Consider the following 16,571-nt stretch of genomic DNA (forward strand, 5'->3'; position numbering starts at 1 on the left):
TGAACCGTTCTTTTTTGTCGATCAACCGTTGGGCGAACCGATGACCAAATTTCTGCACACGATGATCCGCGTGACCGATCCGGATGCGACCATAGCCTTTTTCAAGCTGATCGGGCTGGATGAAGTGCGCCGCTTTTCCAGTGATCCGGGCCGCTTCACCCTGATCTTCCTGGCCGCACCGGGGCAGGAAGGACTGGCCGAGGTTGAGCTGACCTATAACTGGCCGCCAGAGGACGGGGCGCAGGAAAGCTATACCGGCGGGCGCAATTTCGGGCATCTCGCCTACCGGGTGGACAATATCTATGAAACTTGCGCGGCGCTGGCAGCGGCCGGCCACGTGATCCACCGCCCCCCGCGCGACGGGCACATGGCGTTCGTGAAATCGCCCGACGGGATCTCGGTCGAACTGCTGCAGGACGGGCATCTGCCGCCGCAGGAACCCTGGGCGAGCATGGCCAATACCGGCAGCTGGTAAGCGCGGGGTCAGCGCTCCTGATCCCGGTCGTTGCAACTACGCGCCAATCTGCCATCATCGCCAGCAGCCGGAACCCGGAGCACAGCCGGGACCGGAGGGGGGAAATTGCCATGAAAGTCCTTCGCACACCCGACGCGGCCTTTGCCGGGATCGCCGATTTTCCGTTCGCGCCCCGCTATGCCGAGGTCACCGATCCGCAGGACGGCACCGTGCTGCGGGTCCATTACATCGATGAAGGGCAGCAGGACGCCCCGGTGGTGCTGATGATGCATGGCGAGCCGACGTGGAGTTACCTCTATCGCCACATGATCGGCCCGGTCGTGGACGCGGGCTTTCGCGTGGTTGCGCCCGATCTGATCGGGTTCGGCAAATCCGACAAGCCCGCCGCGCAGGGCGATTACAGCTATGCCCGCCATGTTGCGTGGATGCGCAGCTGGGTTGAGCAGCTCGATCTGCGCAGGATCACGCTGGTCTGTCAGGACTGGGGCTCGCTGGTGGGTCTGCGGCTGGCGGCGGCGATGCCGGACCGGTTCGCCGGGGTGGCCCTTGCCAACGGCGGCCTGCCGGAAGGCGATCCGGCCCCGCGCGCGTTCCGGATCTGGCGGGCGTTTTCGCGCTATAGTCCGCTGTTCCCGATTGGCCGGATCGTCAACGCGGGCACCAAACGGTCGCTCAGCGCGGCTGAAATCGCGGCCTATGATGCGCCCTTTCCGGATGGCCGCTATAAGGCGGGCGCGCGGATTTTTCCCAGCTATGTGCCGTTTGGCGATAACGTGGCCGTGCCGGACCAGCGCGCGGCATGGGCTGTGTTCGAAACCTGGGACAAGCCGTTCCTGTGCTGCTTCAGCGATGGCGATCCGATCACGCGCGGCGGGGATCAACGCTTTATCGGGCGCGTTCCCGGCACGGCGGGTCAGGCGCACACGACCCTGCATGGCGGGCATTTCGTGCAGGAAGACGATCCGCAGGGCTTTGCCCGCTGCGCGCTGGAGGTTGCCCGCCAGTCGCGCTGATCGGGCCTGATTGCGCGTGGATCAGCCGACCAGCGACGCCTCGATCGCGATGCGGATCGCTTCGGAGGTGTGGTTGGCGCCCATCTTGTTCAGCATGTTGGCGCGGTGGATTTCGACCGTGCGCGGGCTGATCGCCAGCCGTTCCCCGATCAGCCGGTTGGACAGGCCATCGGCGACCCCTGCCAGCACTTCGCGTTCGCGCTTGGTCAGGCGCTGAACCCGGCTGCGGGCCATCGCTTCGCGCAGCTTGACCGTGCCCAGCGATCCGCTGCTTTCTTCTGCAACGATCAGCGCCTGCCTGACCTCGGCAAGGCCGAATGGCCATTCCAGATAGTCGATCGCCCCATTGAGCACGGCCTGCACCACCTGGTTGGTCCCTGGATTGGCGCCATAGGCCACCAGCGGCAACCACTGGCCCAGGTCCGTCATCATCTTGATCGCGCGCTGCACGTTCTGGCCATCATCATGGATCAGGATCAACCCGTCGCGCGGCCACCGGGCGACCAGTTCGTCCAGATGTTCAAACGGTTCGACGTGGATCGGGGTGCCCGCCAAGGCATGACTGATCGATGCGCGGCGACGAAGGTCGTTGTCCACAAGGGAGAGGTTTGTTCGCTGGGTCATGGTCACGATACTACCGGTTTTTCCGTAGGGGTAATCTGGAAGTGCATCCATTTCAGGGTGCATTTGTATCCATTTTCGACAGATATGGTTTATTGGGGTTTGTTTACTTACTGGGGGATTGTGCGCAAATTGTGCGGAACAGGCGGTCCTAAAATTTGATAAGTAACCGAATTTCAAATGCTTATAAATTGGGTGCTATTGCAGCGACTGATCGGAGTTGTGCACTTGCCCGGACATCGCCCGCGCAATGTCAATGAAATCGCTGCGGATCGTCTGCAACGCCGCCGGATTGAAACTCAGCACACTGTCGAGCACCGTCCGCCGCGCCGCTTCGTACAGCTGGATCAGCGCCGGGCCGACCGCTGCTTCGGGGCTGACCCCCAGTTGCAGCGCGGTGAGCGCCGACATCGCGCGGGTCAGTGACTGGCTTTTCAGGCGGTTGTCGCCGCGCTCATGCGCAAACTGCGCGCTGCCCAGCGCACCGATCAGCTGTTCGTAACACAGCGCGACCAGCGGCTGCGGGGTGGCACCCGCCACGCGGGCGTCGAAATCGACCTTGCGATAGGCCTCATGCGGGGAACGCAGCATCAGCATGGTTTAATTCCGCGACGCGTTCCAGGCGTCGATCTGGTTTTGCAGGAAGGTCAGGGTTGACCGGAACGCGCCCACGCGGCTGTCCACCCCGGCAAAGCGCTGGGCCAGCTGCGCGCGCAGCTTTTCCTGCGATTCGATCAGTTTGGTCTGGTCGGCGCTGACCTGCGTCTGCCTGGCGGTATAGCGCGTGATCGACCCGCCCAGCGATCCCGGATCGCTGGTGGCCAACGTGGTCCGCGCCAGCTTGTCGAGCGTGGCATAGACCCCGAACAGTCCGGTCGTGAACATCGCCGACACGCCGTCGGGGGAAGCTTTCAGCGTCGCGTTCAGTCGCGCGGTATCCAGCCGGAAGGTGCCGTCGCGGTTGGTGGCGAGGCCGAGGTCGGCCAGCGTCGCAGGCGTACCCTGCGCCGCGCCCGGCATCACGATACCGCCCGCCAGCGATGAGAGCGACCGGCGCAGCGCCCGCGCGCCGTAATCGCGGGCCAGATCGCCGGTCTGGGGATTGACGACGTCATTCAGCCCGCCGACCAGCTCGTTGAGCGCGGCGGTCAGGTCCTGCATGAACGTGGTGACGGTCGCAGTCGGCTCGCTGAACCGGATCGGCGTCGGTGAGCCCGCGTTGGTCCCGGTCAGCTTCAGGTTGAGGCCCGGTGCGGCCTCGTTGATCGTGTTGGATGCGGCGGTCATCGCCGCCCCGTCCAGCTTGTAGGCGGCATTACCCGCGCTGGCCAAAAGGCGCTTCGGGGCGGCGGCGGGTGTCCAGGCCAGCGCGGCCAGCTCTTCCTCGCCCACGGTTTCGGTCGCTTCCTGCACGAAGCCGTTCACCGCGCCTTCCTTGCCCTTCAGCACCAGTTGCGCGCCATTGGCCCCGTTGGCGACATAGGCGGTAACGCCCGCATTCGCGCCGTTGATCGCGCCCGCCACGTCGGCCAGTGTTGCGCCGCTGGCGATCGTGATGTCGACCGCCGCCTGCGCCGGATCGGCGGTAAAGCCCGCTCTGGCGACCGTGCCGAAGCGCAGCGTCAGCGTGCCCGATCCGGTCGGGCTGGTGGCGGCGGCCAGCGGCGGGGTGGTGAGCGTCTGGGCACTGGCCAGCGCGGCAAAGTCGACGCTGCTGCCCGCGCCGAGCGTGGCGATGATCGAGCTGGTTGCGGATGTGGTGCTGGGCATGTCTATTAGAACGGCAGCGCGCGGACGAACTTAAGCATTCGCCCGGGGGTCCAGCCGTCCATCGGCATCGAACCGCAGCGCGACCGGCACCTCGATCGGCGGCGGGGCGATCCGCTCGCCGCGTTTGAGCGAAAACATGAAGGCCAGCACGCCCGCGACGGCGGCATAGAGCTCCTCGCGGATCACCTGATTTTCACGCGTGGTGAAATGGACCGAGCGCGCCAGCGCCGGATATTCCAGCGTCGGCACGCCGAGCTCAGCGGCCAGTTCGCGCATCGCCAGCGCCTTTTCCCCGCGTCCTTTGGCGAGCACCATCAGGATTGCGCTGCGGATCGCCAGCTCATGCTTTCTCAGCCACATCAGCACGCGCCCGTCGCGCCGAGGTCACGTCATCCATGTCGAGTTCCAGCTGGATCTCGCTGGTGAAATTGCCCTGACCCAGAATCGGGGTCAGCAAGGTGTCGAGCTGCCCGCGCAGCTTTTCTTCCATCCGCACCTGCAGCCCCAATGCCGCCGATCCCGCTCATCGCCGGCCTCCGGCCACGGCCATCCCGGCTTCACGGAACGAGGCGAGGCGGTAGCGCAGCGTGCGTTCGGAAATGCCCAGCTGGCGCGCGGCAGCCACGCGGCTACCGCCGCAGGCTTCCAGTGTTTCCATGATCGCACGGGCTTCGGACAGCTGGACGATGTTGGACAGGCGGCGTTCGGTTTCGGATGGCTGCGGCGGCAGAATCACGCCGTCGGCGGGGACCAGCCGGGCCGGGCTGTCGAACACGATATCAGCGGGCGTAATCTCGTCCCTGCCGTCTGCCAGCAGCAGCGCGCGGCGGATGACGTTTTCCAGTTCGCGCACGTTGCCGGGCCAGCCGTGCAGCTTCAGCATGGCCAGCGCGGCTTCGGAAATCCACGGCACGGGGCGGGTGGGCGGCGTGTGGCGCAGCGCCAGCGCGAAGGCCAGCGGGGCAATATCCCCGGCCCGGTCACGCAAGGGCCGCAGCGCCAGCGGGAACACGTTGAGCCGGTAATACAAGTCGGCGCGGAACCGGCCTTCGGCCACTTCGGTCGGCAGATCGCGGTTGGCGCAGGCGATGACCCGCACGTCCACCTTGATCGCCTGGGTCGAACCGATTGGCACGACTTCGCCTTCCTGCAAGGCGCGCAGCAGCTTGGCTTGCAGCGCCAGCGGCATTTCCGCGATTTCATCGAGCAGCAGCGTGCCGCCGTCGGCCGCGCGGAAGAACCCTTCGCTGGAATGTGTAGCGCCGGTAAACGCACCCTTCTGGTGGCCGAACAGCAGCGCTTCCAGCATGGTTTCGGGCATGGCGGCGCAGTTCACCGCGATGAACGGGGCGGCCTTTCGCGGGCTGTGGGTGTGGATGAAGCGGCTGAGCACTTCCTTGCCGGTGCCGGTCGGGCCGTTGATGAGGACGGGGATTTCGCTGGCGGCCAGCCGCTCGGCCAGCGCCATCACCGACAGGCTTTCCGGGTCGGCGGCAATCGGCATTCCCGGTTCGGCCAGCGCAGCCAGCAGCGCGGCCAGCGCGGCGGTGCTGGCGGGATCGCGGTAGGCCAGCATATAGCGCCCGCGCGCATCATCGCGGCGCAGCTGGTTCAGGTTGCCCCGGTCCAGCGTGATGCAGGCCCCCGGACCCGGCGGCAGCGGATCGGTCGATGCCCGCAGCAGCGCCGCCGCACCCATCGCCACCGCGCCGGTGATCGCGACCGCGCGCTGCACCAGCGGGGCGTGCTGCCGCGCTACGCTGTCGCTGTAAGCCAGTGCCGTCATCATTCTGGTCCCCGTTGTTAACCATCCGTCGTGAGGGACTTTTGCGCGCAGAACGTCAAACGGACCGGTAATTTAAGGGGAGGGGCAAACACTTAGCGATCCGGCGGCGGGAACTTGCCCGTCCGGCAAAAATTTGCCGCCGCGCCTTAGCATCCTGCGCGAACCGCCGAAGGCGCGCTGGCGGAAGTAACGAATATGCTTCAGCGGGTGCGCGAACTGGCGGTGAAGTCCTCGTCGGGCACGGCCCGGGCGTCTGACCGCACCAGACAAGGATTCAAATCAATCATCAAACCCCACGAACACCGCCGCTTCTTCCAGCGACTTGCGCTCCGACACCACGGCGTTCGCCGGAAAGCTTTCGTCCGGCCAGCCCAGCGCGACGGCTTTCATGATCACCTGACCGTCCGGGATGCCCGCGTGTTCGCGCACGACCGGGCTTTGCATGATGCCCTGGCTGTTGATCACGCAGCCCAGTCCGCGCGACCAGGCGGCGTTTACCAGCATGGTGGTGACCGCGCCGCAATCGAACGGGGTGTCATCGCTGTCGGCCAGTTCGCGGTCATAGGTGATGATCACGCAGACCGGGGCATCGAACTGGCGAAAGCCCCGCATCACCCAGTCGAGCCGCGCGGCCTTGTCATCGCGGGCGATGTTCATGGCGGAGAACAGCTGCTTGGCGACGCCGACCTGACGGTCGCGGTGGACCCCTTCAAAGGCGTGGCCAGTGCGAAACTCCCGGCTGTGCGGCACGCCCGCGAGGTTGCGTTCGGTATTCCCGGCGCGGATGCGGTCGAGCGGCTCGCCGGTGATGACGTGAAAGTGCCAGGGCTGGCAATTCATCGACGATGGACTGCGCATCGCCAGGCTGAGCACTTCGGCAATCAGTTCCTTCGGCACCGGCTTGTCGAGATAGCCCCGGATCGAGCGGCGGCCATTGATTACGTCGTCAAACTGCACGTGATGTTTTCCTCTTAACCCTGAACCAGAGCGCTGTTTTCGGGCATCATTTCCGCACCGCGTCAGCCGCTGCCCGTTTTATCCTGTAACGGATTGTGGCACGGGTTCAGACGGGTTGGAAGCCCAGTCGGCGTGCCGCTGCAATCAGATCGGTGCGGCGGGCCGGGGCCAGGCGGTTGGCGCGCTCGGTGTAGATGTCCACCAGGTCCGGACCGGCCTTGGCGGGGGAGCCGCTGTCGAACGGCGGGGCGGGATCGTATTCCAGCGCCAGCTGGACCGCGCGGGCCACATCATCCCCGGCGATCCGGGCCATCAGCGTCAGCGCAAAATCGATCCCCGCCGTCACTCCGCCGCCGGTCGCGCGGTTGCGGTCGATCACGGTGCGGGCCTGCACCGGCTCTGCCCCGAACAGGGCGAGCAGATCGTGCCAGGCCCAGTGCGTGGTTGCCTTGTAACCGTTCAGCAGCCCCGCCGCGCCCAGCACCATGGCCCCGGTGCAGACGCTGGTTACCCACTGCGCATCGGCCCCCACCTGCCGCACCCAATCGAGCGCGCGCGGGTGGTCGATCACGCTGGCCACGCCCATCCCGCCCGGCACGCACAGCAAGTCCGCGCGGGGGACATCGGCAAAAGTCGCGGTCGGCAGGATCGAAAAGCCCGCGTCGGTCGGCACCGGATCAAGGCTGTCCCAGACCAGATCGACTTTCGCGTTTGGCAGGCGCGAGAGAAACTGCGCCGGACCGGTCAGGTCCAGCTGGGTGACGCCGGGGAACAGCAGAAAGGCAATGTGCATCGCGGCAAAGTGGCAGAGGCAGAGGAGCTTGTCTCCCCCCTCCGCTTCAGGGGAGGGGGCTTCGCAGCGGTTTGACGCATCAACAGGATAGAGATCCGCCGGTTGCGCGGGTGATCCGTCCCGGCGTGGTCGGAATGGAATTGCCGTAAGCCGGAAAATGCTTGCCGCCCGCCCTTAAGCGCGGGCCGCCAATGCCGTTCTTGGGGCTGAACGATCAACCAGGAGCGGCACCATGCCTTTCATCGAATACGGGCCGAAAGGCCTCCAACCGGCCCGCGCCGTTGGCGCGGTGGATGTCCGGGCGGCGCGCCCTGATACCCGTCCATCGGCCAGGGGCACCGTCCCGGCCAGTGCAGCCCCCGCGGTCGAGCGGAGCGCGGCACTGGATGCGGGCGCCGCGCCGGTCGATGCCGACCGCGTGTCGGAAATCCGCAAGGCGATCGACAAGGGTAACTACCCGGTGATCCCGATGCGGGCGGCCGATGCCATGATCGCAGCGGGCCTGCTGCTGAGGAGCGGAAAATGAGCGGTACCACCGCAATGCGCGAAAACCTGCGGCAGATGATTGCCGTGTTGCAGGCCGAACGGCAGGCTCTTGCCGGGCTGGATCTGGATGCGATCATGGGCTGCGCGCAGGACAAGGTCGCGCTGTGCGGCACGCTGGACGATTGCGGCCCGTTCGCGGATGCCAGCCAGATCGACGACGAATGCCGCGGGATGCTTGATGCCGCGCGCCGCCTGAACGAGGTAAACCGGCAGGTTCGCAACCTGATCGCGGCCAATGTCGCGGCCCGGCTGGACGCGCTGACCGGCAGTCCGGCGCTGTACAACGCGCCGGGCAAGTCCCGCGCCGCCTATGCCTGTGCGGGCAGCCGCAGCTGAATTGGCACGCCCCTTGCTGAAACCCCGGTGACGATCATTCGCACCGGGAATTCGGCTTGAGCCAGACACCGTCCATTACTGCTGCTGCCAAACCTGCCGGGCGCTCCGTCCGTGCGGATGTGCAGGCCGCGATCGCCCGCGCCGCCGCTGGCGCTGATCGTCCAGCCGCGCGCCCGCCGCGCGCTGGACGCGCTGCTCAAACTGCGCGCGCCGTCGTGCCTGGTGCTGTCGATTGCGGAGCTGCCGGTGTCGCAGGCGATCGAGGTGGTCGCCGTGATCGGCGGCCCCGCGCCTGCGCGGCCCCCTGGCCAGCCTGCCGCGCTCCCGCACTCCCAAGTCCTGTCTGAAGCAGAAAGTGTTGCCGCATGAAACACGATCATCGCAGCTTTGCCGCCGCCGGTGCCTATCGCCCCGATGCGACGGAACGGGTCCGCCGGTTCGTGCCGATGGCCCGCCGGATCGCCTGGCACGTCCACGGCGGCGGGCGGCCGGGGATCGAGCTGGAAGACCTGATGCAGGCCGGAATGGTCGCCTTGACCGAGGCCGCCCAGCGCCACTCCGGACCGACCGAGGACGAGTTTGCCGCCTATGCCAAGCTGCGGGTGCGCGGGGCGATGGTCGATCTGATCCGCCGCCACATCCCGCTGTCGCGGGGTTCGACCGAGCGGCGGCGGCACCTGCGCGACCAGCAGACCCAGCTGCGCGGGCGGCTGGGCCGTGATCCGACGGCGGCGGAACTGGCCGAAGCGATGGGTCTGGCCGAAGCGGAACTGCACGCGTTGCAGTCCGCCAGCGAGCCGGTCCGGTTCGAGCCGATCGACGAAATCGACAGCGAATCCGACATGGCGTTTGCCGACACGCGTCCCGACAGTCTGGCCCTGCTGGAGGACGAGGAGCTGCGCACCAGTGTCGCCGCCGCGATTGCCGCACTGCCGGAGCGCCTGCAACTGGTGATCCAGCTCTATTTCGTCGAGGAACTGAACCTCGCGGAAATCGCGCAGGCGCTGCAGGTGTCGGTGCCGCGCGTCCACCAGCTGAAAGCACAGGCGCTGGACCGGCTGAGAACTGAACTCGCCGACGTGGCCGATGTCATCTAGTCTTGCGCAGCCGCGCGCGCCGCTGCATAGCCTCTCGCCATGACCGCCTGCGATACCTGCCTGGTGCGCAACCGCGCCATTTGTTCTTCCCTTGACGTGGATGAGCTGAAAGCCCTGAACAATATCGGGCGTCGGCGCACCTTGACGCCCGGCGAATCACTGATGTGGGAGGGGGAGGATTCGGTCCTTGTCGCCAATGTCATCGAAGGCGTGCTCAAGCTCTCGACAGGAACCGAAGACGGGCGCGAACAGATCGTCGGCGTCGTCTATCCATCCGATTTCATCGGCCGCCCGTTCGGGGCGACGTCCGGTCACGGGGTAACCGCACTCACCGATGCGCGGGTCTGTGTGTTCAGCCGCAAGGATTTCGATGCGTTCGCGCGCGATCATCCCGCGCTGGAACACAAGCTGTTGCAGCGCACGCTGGCCGAACTGGACCGCACGCGCCGCTGGATGTTGCTGCTGGGGCGCAAGTCGGCCGGCGAAAAGGTCGCCAGCTTCCTGCTCGAAATGTCGGAACGGCTGGTCCAGCCGGGCTGCATCGATGCGCCCGATTTGCCGCTGCGCAGTCTCGCGCTGCCGTTTTCGCGTCAGCAGGTCGCCGATGTACTGGGGCTGACCATCGAAACGGTCAGCCGCCAGTTTACCCGGCTCAAGGCCGATGGGATCATCGACCTGCCGTCACGCCGCGAAGTTATCATCATCGACCGTGAAAGCCTGTTGGCCGAGGCAGGTTGACCTGCCCCGGCCAACATGGGGATCAGAAGCGGGCGTAAACGCCGCCAGAGATAACCCACGGGTCCAGCTTGTGCGTGGTCGACAGCACTTCAACGCCGCCGGCGGAGAAGAAGTGGGTCTTCGCCTTCATGAAATAGCGCTTCGCGTCGAGCGAGATGCCCAGACCCGAGTCGCCCAGCGGCACGTCCACGCCGGCCTGCACGGCCACGCCCAGCTTGTTGTCCATTTTCAGCTTCGTGGCACCCAGCGCCAGTGCAGTCGCACCGGGCTTTTCGTCGAAGTAGAAGAACATCGCCGGACCAGCGCCGATATAGGGTTTGATCCCACCGGCATTGAAGTGATACTTCAGGGTAACCGTGGCGGGAAGGATCAGCACATGCTGAGCAATATCCGCGCCAGCGATTCCGCCGGTGCCGGTTACATGATGCTGGGTGAAGCAGCAGATCGTTTCGACCGAGACGTTCGGCGTGGCGAAGTATTCGATCGCCAGCGTGGGAACGACGTTGTCGTTGGCAGTGGTGCCGATCGCGGCAGTCGGAACCGCGGTCAGGTTGACATTGACCGATTCGACCTTGCCATCGGGCAGCACGCCCGTGGCGAGCAGCTTGACCTGGATCTTGCCTTCCGGGTCGGCGGCGTGGGCCGGCGATGCCAGCATGGTGGCGGCAGCCAGAGCCGCAGCGATGGTGAGCTGTTTCATTATCCCTCATCCGAGCGCCGCAGTGGTCGCACCATGCGACCAAGGTTATTTACGGCGTCGCATCCAAATGCGCCAATGGTGCGGTTGCGAACATTGATCTCGCGCAATTTCGTGCGTTTTTTCGGGAACTTTTGTTGCAGCTGGCGCAATTTGATCCGGGTCAATGTTGCAATGCAGAAGCAGGTTGAAATGAAGCAGAATTGGTAATATTAGTTTTTTCTGATTTAACCCTGCGATAAGGGGATAGGGGCTCATGGAATCCGTTGTAGCACGCGCTGGCTGGTGGCTGGTTGCGCTATTTGTCGCCATTGTGGCTTATGCGAAAGCGGTTGATACCGCGTTTGCAATCCACATGGTTGTTTTCGCACTCGCCGCCCTCGCCGGGCTGGTGATCAAGCTGACCGGGACCAATTACCAGCTGGCGACCGCCGGCTTCGGCAAACTGGCCTCCGACGAGAGCAAGTATGACGATGACCTGGTTCGCTGGGGCGTCATCCTGACCACGTTTTGGGGGGTGGTCGGGTTTCTTGTCGGGCTGACCATCGCGCTCCAGCTGACCTTCCCGGTCCTCAACCTGGGGTTTGAATACACCACGTTCGGACGGCTGCGGCCGCTGCACACCTCGGCGGTGATCTTCGCCTTCGGGGGCACGGCGTTGATCGCGACCTCGTTCTACATCGTCCAGCGCACCTGCCGCACGCGGCTGGCGCTGCCGGGCCTCGCCCGCTTCGTGTTCTGGGGTTACCAGCTGTTCATCGTGCTGGCCGCGACCGGCTATGTCATGGGTGTGACTCAGGGCAAGGAATATGCCGAGCCGGAATGGTATGTCGATCTCTGGCTGACGCTGGTCTGGGTGGCCTATCTGGCGGTGTTCGTCATGACGCTGGTGAAGCGCACCGAACCGCACATCTATGTCGCCAACTGGTTCTTCCTGTCGTTCATCATCACGGTGGCGATGCTGCATCTGGTGAACAACGCCAACGTTCCGGTCGACCCGTTCGGTTCGCGCAGCTATCCGCTGTGGTCGGGCGTGCAGGGCGCGCTGGTGCAGTGGTGGTATGGCCACAACGCGGTGGGCTTCTTCCTGACCGCCGGCTTCCTGGCGATGATGTACTACTTCGTGCCGAAGCAGGCCGAACGCCCGATCTACAGCTATCGGCTGTCGATCGTGCACTTCTGGTCGCTGATCTTCCTGTATATCTGGGCGGGTCCGCACCACCTCCACTATACCGCGCTGCCCGACTGGGCGCAGACGCTGGGCATGGTGTTCTCGGTCATGCTGTGGATGCCCAGCTGGGGCGGCATGATCAACGGCCTGATGACCCTGAACGGCGCCTGGGACAAGGTCCGCACCGATCCGATCATCCGCATGATGGTCATCTCGGTCGCCTTCTACGGCATGAGCACGTTCGAAGGCCCGATGATGTCGATCAAGTCGGTCAACAGCCTGTCGCACTATACCGACTGGACGATCGGCCACGTGCACTCCGGTGCGCTCGGCTGGAACGGGATGATCACCTTCTCGGCGATCTACTTCCTGACCCCGCGCCTGTGGGGCCGCAGCCGGATGTATTCGCAGCGGATGATCAACTGGCACTTCTGGCTCGCGACGCTGGGGATCGTGTTCTACGCCTCCGCGATGTGGGTGGCCGGGATCATGCAGGGCCTGATGTGGCGCGAATACGGCGCTGACGGCTACCTGGTGAACAGCTTTGCCGAAACCGTGGCCGCGCTGCACCCGATGTATCTGCTGCGCGCGTTTGGCGGGCTGCTGTACCTCACCGGCGGGATCATCATGGCCTACAACGTCTGGCAGACCATCGCTGGTCGGCTGCGTCAGGAAGAACCGCTGTATCAGCCGGAATATTCGGCCAATGCCGATCGTCCGCTGACCGCCGTTCCTGCCGAATAAGGGTGACTTCCAATGACTGCTGAAACCATCAAGGATCCGGCACCCAAGGAAGCTTGGGGCCGTCACAAGAAGCTGGAGCGCAACGTCGCGCTTCTCGGGGTTGGCGCCTTTCTGGCGGTGATCGTCGGCGGGATCGTCGAAATCGCACCGCTGTTCTGGATCGACAACACGATCGAGAAGGTCGACGGGATGCGCCCCTACACGCCGCTGGAGCAAGCGGGCCGCGACATCTTCGTGCGCGAAGGCTGTTATGTCTGCCATAGCCAGATGATCCGCCCGTTCCGGGACGAGGTCGAACGCTATGGCCACTACAGCCTGGCCGCGGAATCGATGTACGACCGCCCGTTCCAGTGGGGGTCGAAGCGCACCGGGCCGGATCTGGCGCGTGTGGGCGGGCGTTATTCGGATGAATGGCACGTCCAGCACCTGAAAAACCCGCAAAGCGTGGTGCCTGAATCGGTGATGCCGCAATACCCGTTCCTGGCGAAGAAGAACCTGGACGCGGGCGATCCGGCAGCCACGCTGACTGCGCTCTACCGCGCCGGCACGCCCTATACCAAGGAACAGGTCGACAACGCGGCTGCGGATCTGGTCGCTCAGGCCGATCCGAACGCCGATGCGAGCGGGCTGCTCAAGCGGTATCCCAAGGCGCAGGCGCGTGACTATGACGGGGATCCGTCGCGCCTGACCGAAATGGATGCGCTGATTGCCTATCTCCAGATGCTGGGGACGCTGGTCGATGTGAACAGCGCCGCCGCCCAGGAGGAACTGGCGAAGGAAAAGGGCCGGTGAGCACGCATTCAACTTATGACGCGCTGCGGCACTTTGCCGACAGCTGGGGGCTGGCCGCGATGGTCGTGACCTTTCTGGTGCTGGCGCTCTGGCCATTCCGGCCAGGCGCACGGAAGGATAACGAAGCGGCCGCAAACATGATCTTCAAGGACGAAGACGATGGCGAATAAGCGTATCGACGAACCGACCGGTGTCGAGACTGTCGGCCACGAATGGGACGGCATCGAGGAACTGAACAACCCGCTGCCGCGCTGGTGGATCATCACCTGGGTGCTGTGTATCGTGTTTTCGATCGGCTACATGGTGGTCTATCCGGCCTGGCCAATGCTGAACAAGGCCACTGAAGGCGTCTGGGGCTGGACCAGCCGCGGCCAACTGGCGCAGGAAACCAAGGTTGCCGAAGGCGCCCGTGCCAGCACGCTGGCGGCGCTGGCTGCCACTCCGATCGAGCAGATACCGAACGATCCCAAGCTGCTGAACGCAGCGATTTCGGGCGGCAAGGCCGCGTTCCGCGTGAACTGCGTGCAGTGCCACGGTTCGGGCGCAGCGGGCAGCATTGGCTATCCCAACCTGAACGACGATGACTGGCTGTGGGGCGGCAACGTCAAGGACATCGAACTGACGCTGCTGCATGGCATCCGTCAGCCCGGTAACGACCAGACCCGCACCAGCCTGATGCCGAACTTCGGCCAGGACGGCATTCTGACGGCTGCGCAGATCAATGATGTGGCCGGCCATGTGCTGTCACTGTCGGGCAAGGCTCCGGCCAACGCGGGCGGCGCGGCCGCGTTTGCGGCCAACTGCGCGGTTTGCCACGGGACGGACGGCAAGGGTCTGCGCCAGTTCGGTGCGCCGAACCTGGCGGACGCGATCTGGCTCTATGGTGGCAAGAAGGAACAGGTTACGGCCAGCGTCTACAAGGCGCACGCAGGTGTCATGCCCGCCTGGGGGGGCAAGCTTGACGCCGTGACGATCAAGATGCTGGCAGTTTATGTCCACTCGCTGGGGGGCGGTGAAGACTTCTCGGAAGCTCCGACCACTCCTGCCGTAGCGGATAATGGAAATGCAAAGCCCTGAAACTGCCCCCAGCCACCTCGACCTGTATGAGAAGCGCAAGGCCGTCTTTCCCAAAGCGGTAGACGGCCGCTTCCGCCGCTTCAAATGGCTGGTCATGGTGGTCACTCTGGCCATCTATTACGGAACGCCGTGGCTCCGCTGGGATCGCGGCCCCTATGCCCCCGATCAGGCGGTCCTGCTGGACCTTGGCAACCGCCGGTTCTTCATGTTCGGGATCGAAATCTGGCCGCACGAGTTTTATTTCGTGGCCGGGCTGCTGATCATGGCGGGCATCGGCCTGTTTCTGGTCACCAGCGCGGTGGGCCGGGCCTGGTGCGGCTATTCCTGCCCGCAGACCGTCTGGACCGACCTGTTCCAGCACGTGGACCGGTTCATCGACGGGGATCGCAACGCGCAGCTCCGGCTGGAAGCGGCGCCGTGGGGTCCGCAGAAGATTTTCAAGCGCGGCCTGAAGTGGACGATCTATCTGGTCATCAGCTTCTGGACCGGCGGCGCGTGGATCATGTATTTCGCCGATGCACCGACGCTGACCCGTGATTTCTGGGCCGGCGACGCGGCGATGGTGGCCTATGGCACGGTCGCCGTGCTGACCGTGATGACTTTCCTGCTCGGCGGGTTCCTGCGCGAACAGGTCTGCGTCTACATGTGCCCCTGGCCGCGGATCCAGACGGCGATGCTCGATGAAAAGTCGCTGATCGTCACTTACAAGGACTGGCGCGGGGAACCGCGCGGCAGCGTCAAGAAGGCGGAAAAGAACCCCGGCGGCGTGGGCGACTGCATTGACTGCAACCAGTGCGTCAACGTCTGCCCGACCGGGTATGACATCCGTAACGGGCAGGACATCCAGTGCATCACCTGCGCGTTGTGCATCGATGCCTGCGACACGGTCATGCAGCAGATCGGCCGCCCGCGCGGGCTGATCGATTATGCCACACTGGAAGACTGCGAAATCGAGCGGGCCGGCGGCGCGCCCAAGCCGGTCATGAAGGCGCTGTTCCACACCCGCACGCTGGTTTACCTGGGCGTCTGGGGGGCGATCGGCGTTGCCCTGCTGTTCGCGCTTGGGGTCCGTTCCCAGATCGACGTATCGGTCCAGAAAGACCGCAACCCGCCGTTCATGCTGATGAGCGATGGGGAAATCCGCAACGCCTACACGCTGAAACTGCGCAACATGCAGGCCCGCCCGCGGCCGATGCAGGTGACGCTGGAAGGCCTGCCTGGCGCGGTGATGTGGACTGATGACATGGCCCGCGAAAAGGCTTCGCGCATCATCCGGGTTACGGCTGCGCCCGATCAGGTCAAGGCGCTGCGGGTCTATGTCGTGGCGCCGGACGATACCACGCCGCAATCGTTCACGTTCACGCTGCTGGCCACCGATGCCGAAGGCGGCGGCGATTCCAGTGAAGTGCGCTTCGATGCGCCGGAGGAATGACAATGAAAGCGTTTACCAAAGGGCCGCTGACCGGCTGGCACTTTACCGCGATCATCGTCTCGTTCTTTGCGGTGGTGATCACGGTCAACCTGATCATGGCGCGCTTTGCCACGTCGACGTTCGGCGGGGTGGTGGTCGCTAACTCCTACGTTGCCAGCCAGAACTACAACAAATGGCTCGACGCGGCAGAGCGGCAGAAGACACTGGGCTGGGCCGCCACGGCCCGCCAGCAGGCGGACGGGCGGATTGCCCTGACGCTGGCCGGTGCAACCGAACCGGGCGTAACCGTGGCGGGGGTCGCGCGGCATCCGCTGGGCCGCCAGCCGGACATGGCGCTGCGGTTTGTCGCCACCGGGCCGGAACAGTTCACGTCGGAAACGCCGCTGGCCGCCGGACGCTGGAAGCTCAGGATTTCGGCGCGCAATGCCGCTGGTCAGCCATGGCGGGCGGAACTGGATATCCGGTGAACGACCTGTCGCGCCAGCCCGGCACAGCACCTGACGATACGACCGTGCTGGTCGTGCCG

Annotated in this window: 23 protein-coding genes and 1 pseudogene; 14 read left to right on the plus strand and 10 right to left on the minus strand. The window is 64.9% G+C overall.

The features are described from left to right. Positions 1-40: 40 nt before the first annotated feature. Both Q8Q53_RS14445 and Q8Q53_RS14450 read left to right on the plus strand, forming a co-directional pair. Positions 41-475, plus strand: coding sequence for a VOC family protein (locus Q8Q53_RS14445; protein ID WP_305702487.1), 435 nt, complete (start codon positions 41-43; stop codon positions 473-475). A gap of 110 nt (positions 476-585) precedes the next feature. Further along, positions 586-1,488 (plus strand): haloalkane dehalogenase, encoded by a 903-nt coding sequence (locus Q8Q53_RS14450; RefSeq protein ID WP_305702488.1) that lies wholly within the window; start codon positions 586-588, stop codon positions 1,486-1,488. Positions 1,489-1,509: 21 nt separating this feature from the next. On the opposite strand, the gene Q8Q53_RS14455 is transcribed toward Q8Q53_RS14450, so the two are convergent. The 6 genes from Q8Q53_RS14455 to Q8Q53_RS14480 all read right to left on the minus strand — a co-directional run bounded on the left by Q8Q53_RS14455 (position 1,510) and on the right by Q8Q53_RS14480 (position 5,665). Then, complete coding sequence (locus Q8Q53_RS14455; RefSeq protein WP_305702489.1) at positions 1,510-2,112, minus strand: response regulator transcription factor; 603 nt, start codon at positions 2,110-2,112, stop codon at positions 1,510-1,512. A 195-nt stretch (positions 2,113-2,307) separates the two neighbouring features. Continuing rightward, positions 2,308-2,706, minus strand: a complete 399-nt coding sequence (gene fliS, locus Q8Q53_RS14460) for a flagellar export chaperone FliS (protein ID WP_305702490.1) — start codon at positions 2,704-2,706, stop codon at positions 2,308-2,310. A 3-nt stretch (positions 2,707-2,709) separates the two neighbouring features. After that, the gene (gene fliD, locus Q8Q53_RS14465) at positions 2,710-3,879 is read right to left on the minus strand and encodes a flagellar filament capping protein FliD (RefSeq protein WP_305702491.1); all 1,170 of its coding nucleotides are present in this window, start codon (positions 3,877-3,879) and stop codon (positions 2,710-2,712) included. A 30-nt stretch (positions 3,880-3,909) separates the two neighbouring features. Then, positions 3,910-4,239, minus strand: a complete 330-nt coding sequence (locus Q8Q53_RS14470) for an EscU/YscU/HrcU family type III secretion system export apparatus switch protein (RefSeq protein WP_305702492.1) — start codon at positions 4,237-4,239, stop codon at positions 3,910-3,912. Beyond that, complete coding sequence (locus Q8Q53_RS14475; RefSeq protein ID WP_305702493.1) at positions 4,220-4,387, minus strand: hypothetical protein; 168 nt, start codon at positions 4,385-4,387, stop codon at positions 4,220-4,222. Before Q8Q53_RS14475 ends, Q8Q53_RS14470 begins: the two co-directional genes overlap by 20 nt. A 15-nt stretch (positions 4,388-4,402) precedes the next feature. Then, a complete protein-coding gene (locus tag Q8Q53_RS14480; RefSeq protein WP_305702494.1) occupies positions 4,403-5,665 on the minus strand; it encodes a sigma-54-dependent Fis family transcriptional regulator in 1,263 nt (420 codons plus the stop codon). Positions 5,666-5,821: 156 nt separating this feature from the next. Between Q8Q53_RS14480 and Q8Q53_RS14485 the strand changes: the two are divergent. Further along, a pseudogene (locus Q8Q53_RS14485) lies at positions 5,822-5,929 on the plus strand (flagellin); the annotation flags it as partial. A 15-nt stretch (positions 5,930-5,944) separates the two neighbouring features. On the opposite strand, the gene Q8Q53_RS14490 reads toward Q8Q53_RS14485, so the two are convergent. Beyond that, the gene (locus Q8Q53_RS14490; protein ID WP_305702495.1) at positions 5,945-6,622 is read right to left on the minus strand and encodes a nitroreductase; all 678 of its coding nucleotides are present in this window, start codon (positions 6,620-6,622) and stop codon (positions 5,945-5,947) included. A 106-nt stretch (positions 6,623-6,728) separates the two neighbouring features. Then, positions 6,729-7,415, minus strand: a complete 687-nt coding sequence (locus Q8Q53_RS14495; RefSeq protein WP_305702496.1) for a DJ-1/PfpI family protein — start codon at positions 7,413-7,415, stop codon at positions 6,729-6,731. 232 nt (positions 7,416-7,647) lie between these two features. Here Q8Q53_RS14495 and Q8Q53_RS14500 point away from each other — a divergent pair, with 232 nt between their 5' ends. The 5 genes from Q8Q53_RS14500 to Q8Q53_RS14520 all read left to right on the plus strand — a co-directional run bounded on the left by Q8Q53_RS14500 (position 7,648) and on the right by Q8Q53_RS14520 (position 10,132). Continuing rightward, positions 7,648-7,941, plus strand: coding sequence for a flagellar biosynthesis anti-sigma factor FlgM (locus tag Q8Q53_RS14500; protein ID WP_305702497.1), 294 nt, complete (start codon positions 7,648-7,650; stop codon positions 7,939-7,941). Continuing rightward, positions 7,938-8,297: a flagellar protein FlgN gene (locus Q8Q53_RS14505; RefSeq protein WP_305702498.1), complete on the plus strand. Its 360-nt coding sequence runs from the start codon at positions 7,938-7,940 to the stop codon at positions 8,295-8,297. Before Q8Q53_RS14500 ends, Q8Q53_RS14505 begins: the two co-directional genes overlap by 4 nt. 117 nt (positions 8,298-8,414) lie before the next feature. Further along, the gene (locus tag Q8Q53_RS14510) at positions 8,415-8,666 is read left to right on the plus strand and encodes a hypothetical protein (RefSeq protein WP_371136570.1); all 252 of its coding nucleotides are present in this window, start codon (positions 8,415-8,417) and stop codon (positions 8,664-8,666) included. After that, on the plus strand, positions 8,663-9,394 hold the full coding sequence (locus Q8Q53_RS14515) for a sigma-70 family RNA polymerase sigma factor (protein ID WP_305702499.1): 732 nt from the start codon (positions 8,663-8,665) through the stop codon (positions 9,392-9,394). The genes Q8Q53_RS14510 and Q8Q53_RS14515 overlap by 4 nt, the downstream gene beginning before the upstream one ends. A gap of 39 nt (positions 9,395-9,433) precedes the next feature. Next, positions 9,434-10,132 (plus strand): Crp/Fnr family transcriptional regulator, encoded by a 699-nt coding sequence (locus Q8Q53_RS14520; protein ID WP_305702500.1) that lies wholly within the window; start codon positions 9,434-9,436, stop codon positions 10,130-10,132. 22 nt (positions 10,133-10,154) lie between these two features. Here Q8Q53_RS14520 and Q8Q53_RS14525 read toward each other — a convergent pair whose 3' ends face one another. Both Q8Q53_RS14525 and Q8Q53_RS14530 read right to left on the minus strand, forming a co-directional pair. Continuing rightward, positions 10,155-10,832 (minus strand): OmpW family protein, encoded by a 678-nt coding sequence (locus Q8Q53_RS14525; RefSeq protein WP_305702501.1) that lies wholly within the window; start codon positions 10,830-10,832, stop codon positions 10,155-10,157. After that, on the minus strand, positions 10,832-10,996 hold the full coding sequence (locus Q8Q53_RS14530) for a hypothetical protein (RefSeq protein ID WP_305702502.1): 165 nt from the start codon (positions 10,994-10,996) through the stop codon (positions 10,832-10,834). The genes Q8Q53_RS14525 and Q8Q53_RS14530 overlap by 1 nt, the downstream gene beginning before the upstream one ends. 89 nt (positions 10,997-11,085) lie before the next feature. On the opposite strand from Q8Q53_RS14530, the gene ccoN reads away from it, so the two are divergent. Genes ccoN through Q8Q53_RS14560 form a run of 6 tightly spaced genes read left to right on the plus strand, consistent with a single transcriptional unit; the run spans position 11,086 to position 16,512 of the window. Further along, the gene (gene ccoN / locus Q8Q53_RS14535; protein ID WP_305702503.1) at positions 11,086-12,744 is read left to right on the plus strand and encodes a cytochrome-c oxidase, cbb3-type subunit I; all 1,659 of its coding nucleotides are present in this window, start codon (positions 11,086-11,088) and stop codon (positions 12,742-12,744) included. Between the two features lie 12 nt (positions 12,745-12,756). After that, positions 12,757-13,536 carry a cytochrome-c oxidase, cbb3-type subunit II gene (gene ccoO, locus Q8Q53_RS14540; protein WP_305702504.1) on the plus strand — a complete coding sequence of 260 codons (780 nt, stop codon included), beginning with the start codon at positions 12,757-12,759 and terminating at the stop codon, positions 13,534-13,536. Then, positions 13,533-13,706, plus strand: a complete 174-nt coding sequence (locus tag Q8Q53_RS14545) for a cbb3-type cytochrome c oxidase subunit 3 (protein ID WP_305702505.1) — start codon at positions 13,533-13,535, stop codon at positions 13,704-13,706. The genes ccoO and Q8Q53_RS14545 overlap by 4 nt, the downstream gene beginning before the upstream one ends. Beyond that, the gene (ccoP, locus tag Q8Q53_RS14550) at positions 13,696-14,613 is read left to right on the plus strand and encodes a cytochrome-c oxidase, cbb3-type subunit III (RefSeq protein WP_305702506.1); all 918 of its coding nucleotides are present in this window, start codon (positions 13,696-13,698) and stop codon (positions 14,611-14,613) included. Before Q8Q53_RS14545 ends, ccoP begins: the two co-directional genes overlap by 11 nt. After that, positions 14,600-16,045 carry a cytochrome c oxidase accessory protein CcoG gene (gene ccoG / locus Q8Q53_RS14555; protein ID WP_305702507.1) on the plus strand — a complete coding sequence of 482 codons (1,446 nt, stop codon included), beginning with the start codon at positions 14,600-14,602 and terminating at the stop codon, positions 16,043-16,045. Before ccoP ends, ccoG begins: the two co-directional genes overlap by 14 nt. A 2-nt stretch (positions 16,046-16,047) precedes the next feature. Beyond that, complete coding sequence (locus tag Q8Q53_RS14560; RefSeq protein ID WP_305702508.1) at positions 16,048-16,512, plus strand: FixH family protein; 465 nt, start codon at positions 16,048-16,050, stop codon at positions 16,510-16,512. Positions 16,513-16,571 lie beyond the last annotated feature (59 nt).

It is taken from the genome of Novosphingobium sp., from assembly GCF_030699305.1.
In the GTDB taxonomy this organism is placed as follows: Bacteria; Pseudomonadota; Alphaproteobacteria; order Sphingomonadales; family Sphingomonadaceae; genus Novosphingobium.

What these genes read in the sequence shown, in the direction of transcription:
- Q8Q53_RS14445 (WP_305702487.1), top strand. Translation starts at nt 41, where the DNA reads ATGACCAAATTTCTGCACACGATGATCCGCGTGACCGATCCGGATGCG.
- Q8Q53_RS14450 (WP_305702488.1), top strand. Translation starts at nt 586, where the DNA reads ATGAAAGTCCTTCGCACACCCGACGCGGCCTTTGCCGGGATCGCCGAT.
- Q8Q53_RS14455 (WP_305702489.1), bottom strand. Translation starts at nt 2,112, where the DNA reads ATGACCCAGCGAACAAACCTCTCCCTTGTGGACAACGACCTTCGTCGC.
- fliS (WP_305702490.1), bottom strand. Translation starts at nt 2,706, where the DNA reads ATGCTGATGCTGCGTTCCCCGCATGAGGCCTATCGCAAGGTCGATTTC.
- fliD (WP_305702491.1), bottom strand. Translation starts at nt 3,879, where the DNA reads ATGCCCAGCACCACATCCGCAACCAGCTCGATCATCGCCACGCTCGGC.
- Q8Q53_RS14470 (WP_305702492.1), bottom strand. Translation starts at nt 4,239, where the DNA reads ATGTGGCTGAGAAAGCATGAGCTGGCGATCCGCAGCGCAATCCTGATG.
- Q8Q53_RS14480 (WP_305702494.1), bottom strand. Translation starts at nt 5,665, where the DNA reads ATGACGGCACTGGCTTACAGCGACAGCGTAGCGCGGCAGCACGCCCCG.
- Q8Q53_RS14495 (WP_305702496.1), bottom strand. Translation starts at nt 7,415, where the DNA reads ATGCACATTGCCTTTCTGCTGTTCCCCGGCGTCACCCAGCTGGACCTG.
- Q8Q53_RS14500 (WP_305702497.1), top strand. Translation starts at nt 7,648, where the DNA reads ATGCCTTTCATCGAATACGGGCCGAAAGGCCTCCAACCGGCCCGCGCC.
- Q8Q53_RS14505 (WP_305702498.1), top strand. Translation starts at nt 7,938, where the DNA reads ATGAGCGGTACCACCGCAATGCGCGAAAACCTGCGGCAGATGATTGCC.
- Q8Q53_RS14510 (WP_371136570.1), top strand. Translation starts at nt 8,415, where the DNA reads ATGTGCAGGCCGCGATCGCCCGCGCCGCCGCTGGCGCTGATCGTCCAG.
- Q8Q53_RS14515 (WP_305702499.1), top strand. Translation starts at nt 8,663, where the DNA reads ATGAAACACGATCATCGCAGCTTTGCCGCCGCCGGTGCCTATCGCCCC.
- Q8Q53_RS14520 (WP_305702500.1), top strand. Translation starts at nt 9,434, where the DNA reads ATGACCGCCTGCGATACCTGCCTGGTGCGCAACCGCGCCATTTGTTCT.
- Q8Q53_RS14525 (WP_305702501.1), bottom strand. Translation starts at nt 10,832, where the DNA reads ATGAAACAGCTCACCATCGCTGCGGCTCTGGCTGCCGCCACCATGCTG.
- ccoN (WP_305702503.1), top strand. Translation starts at nt 11,086, where the DNA reads ATGGAATCCGTTGTAGCACGCGCTGGCTGGTGGCTGGTTGCGCTATTT.
- ccoO (WP_305702504.1), top strand. Translation starts at nt 12,757, where the DNA reads ATGACTGCTGAAACCATCAAGGATCCGGCACCCAAGGAAGCTTGGGGC.
- ccoP (WP_305702506.1), top strand. Translation starts at nt 13,696, where the DNA reads ATGGCGAATAAGCGTATCGACGAACCGACCGGTGTCGAGACTGTCGGC.
- ccoG (WP_305702507.1), top strand. Translation starts at nt 14,600, where the DNA reads ATGCAAAGCCCTGAAACTGCCCCCAGCCACCTCGACCTGTATGAGAAG.
- Q8Q53_RS14560 (WP_305702508.1), top strand. Translation starts at nt 16,048, where the DNA reads ATGAAAGCGTTTACCAAAGGGCCGCTGACCGGCTGGCACTTTACCGCG.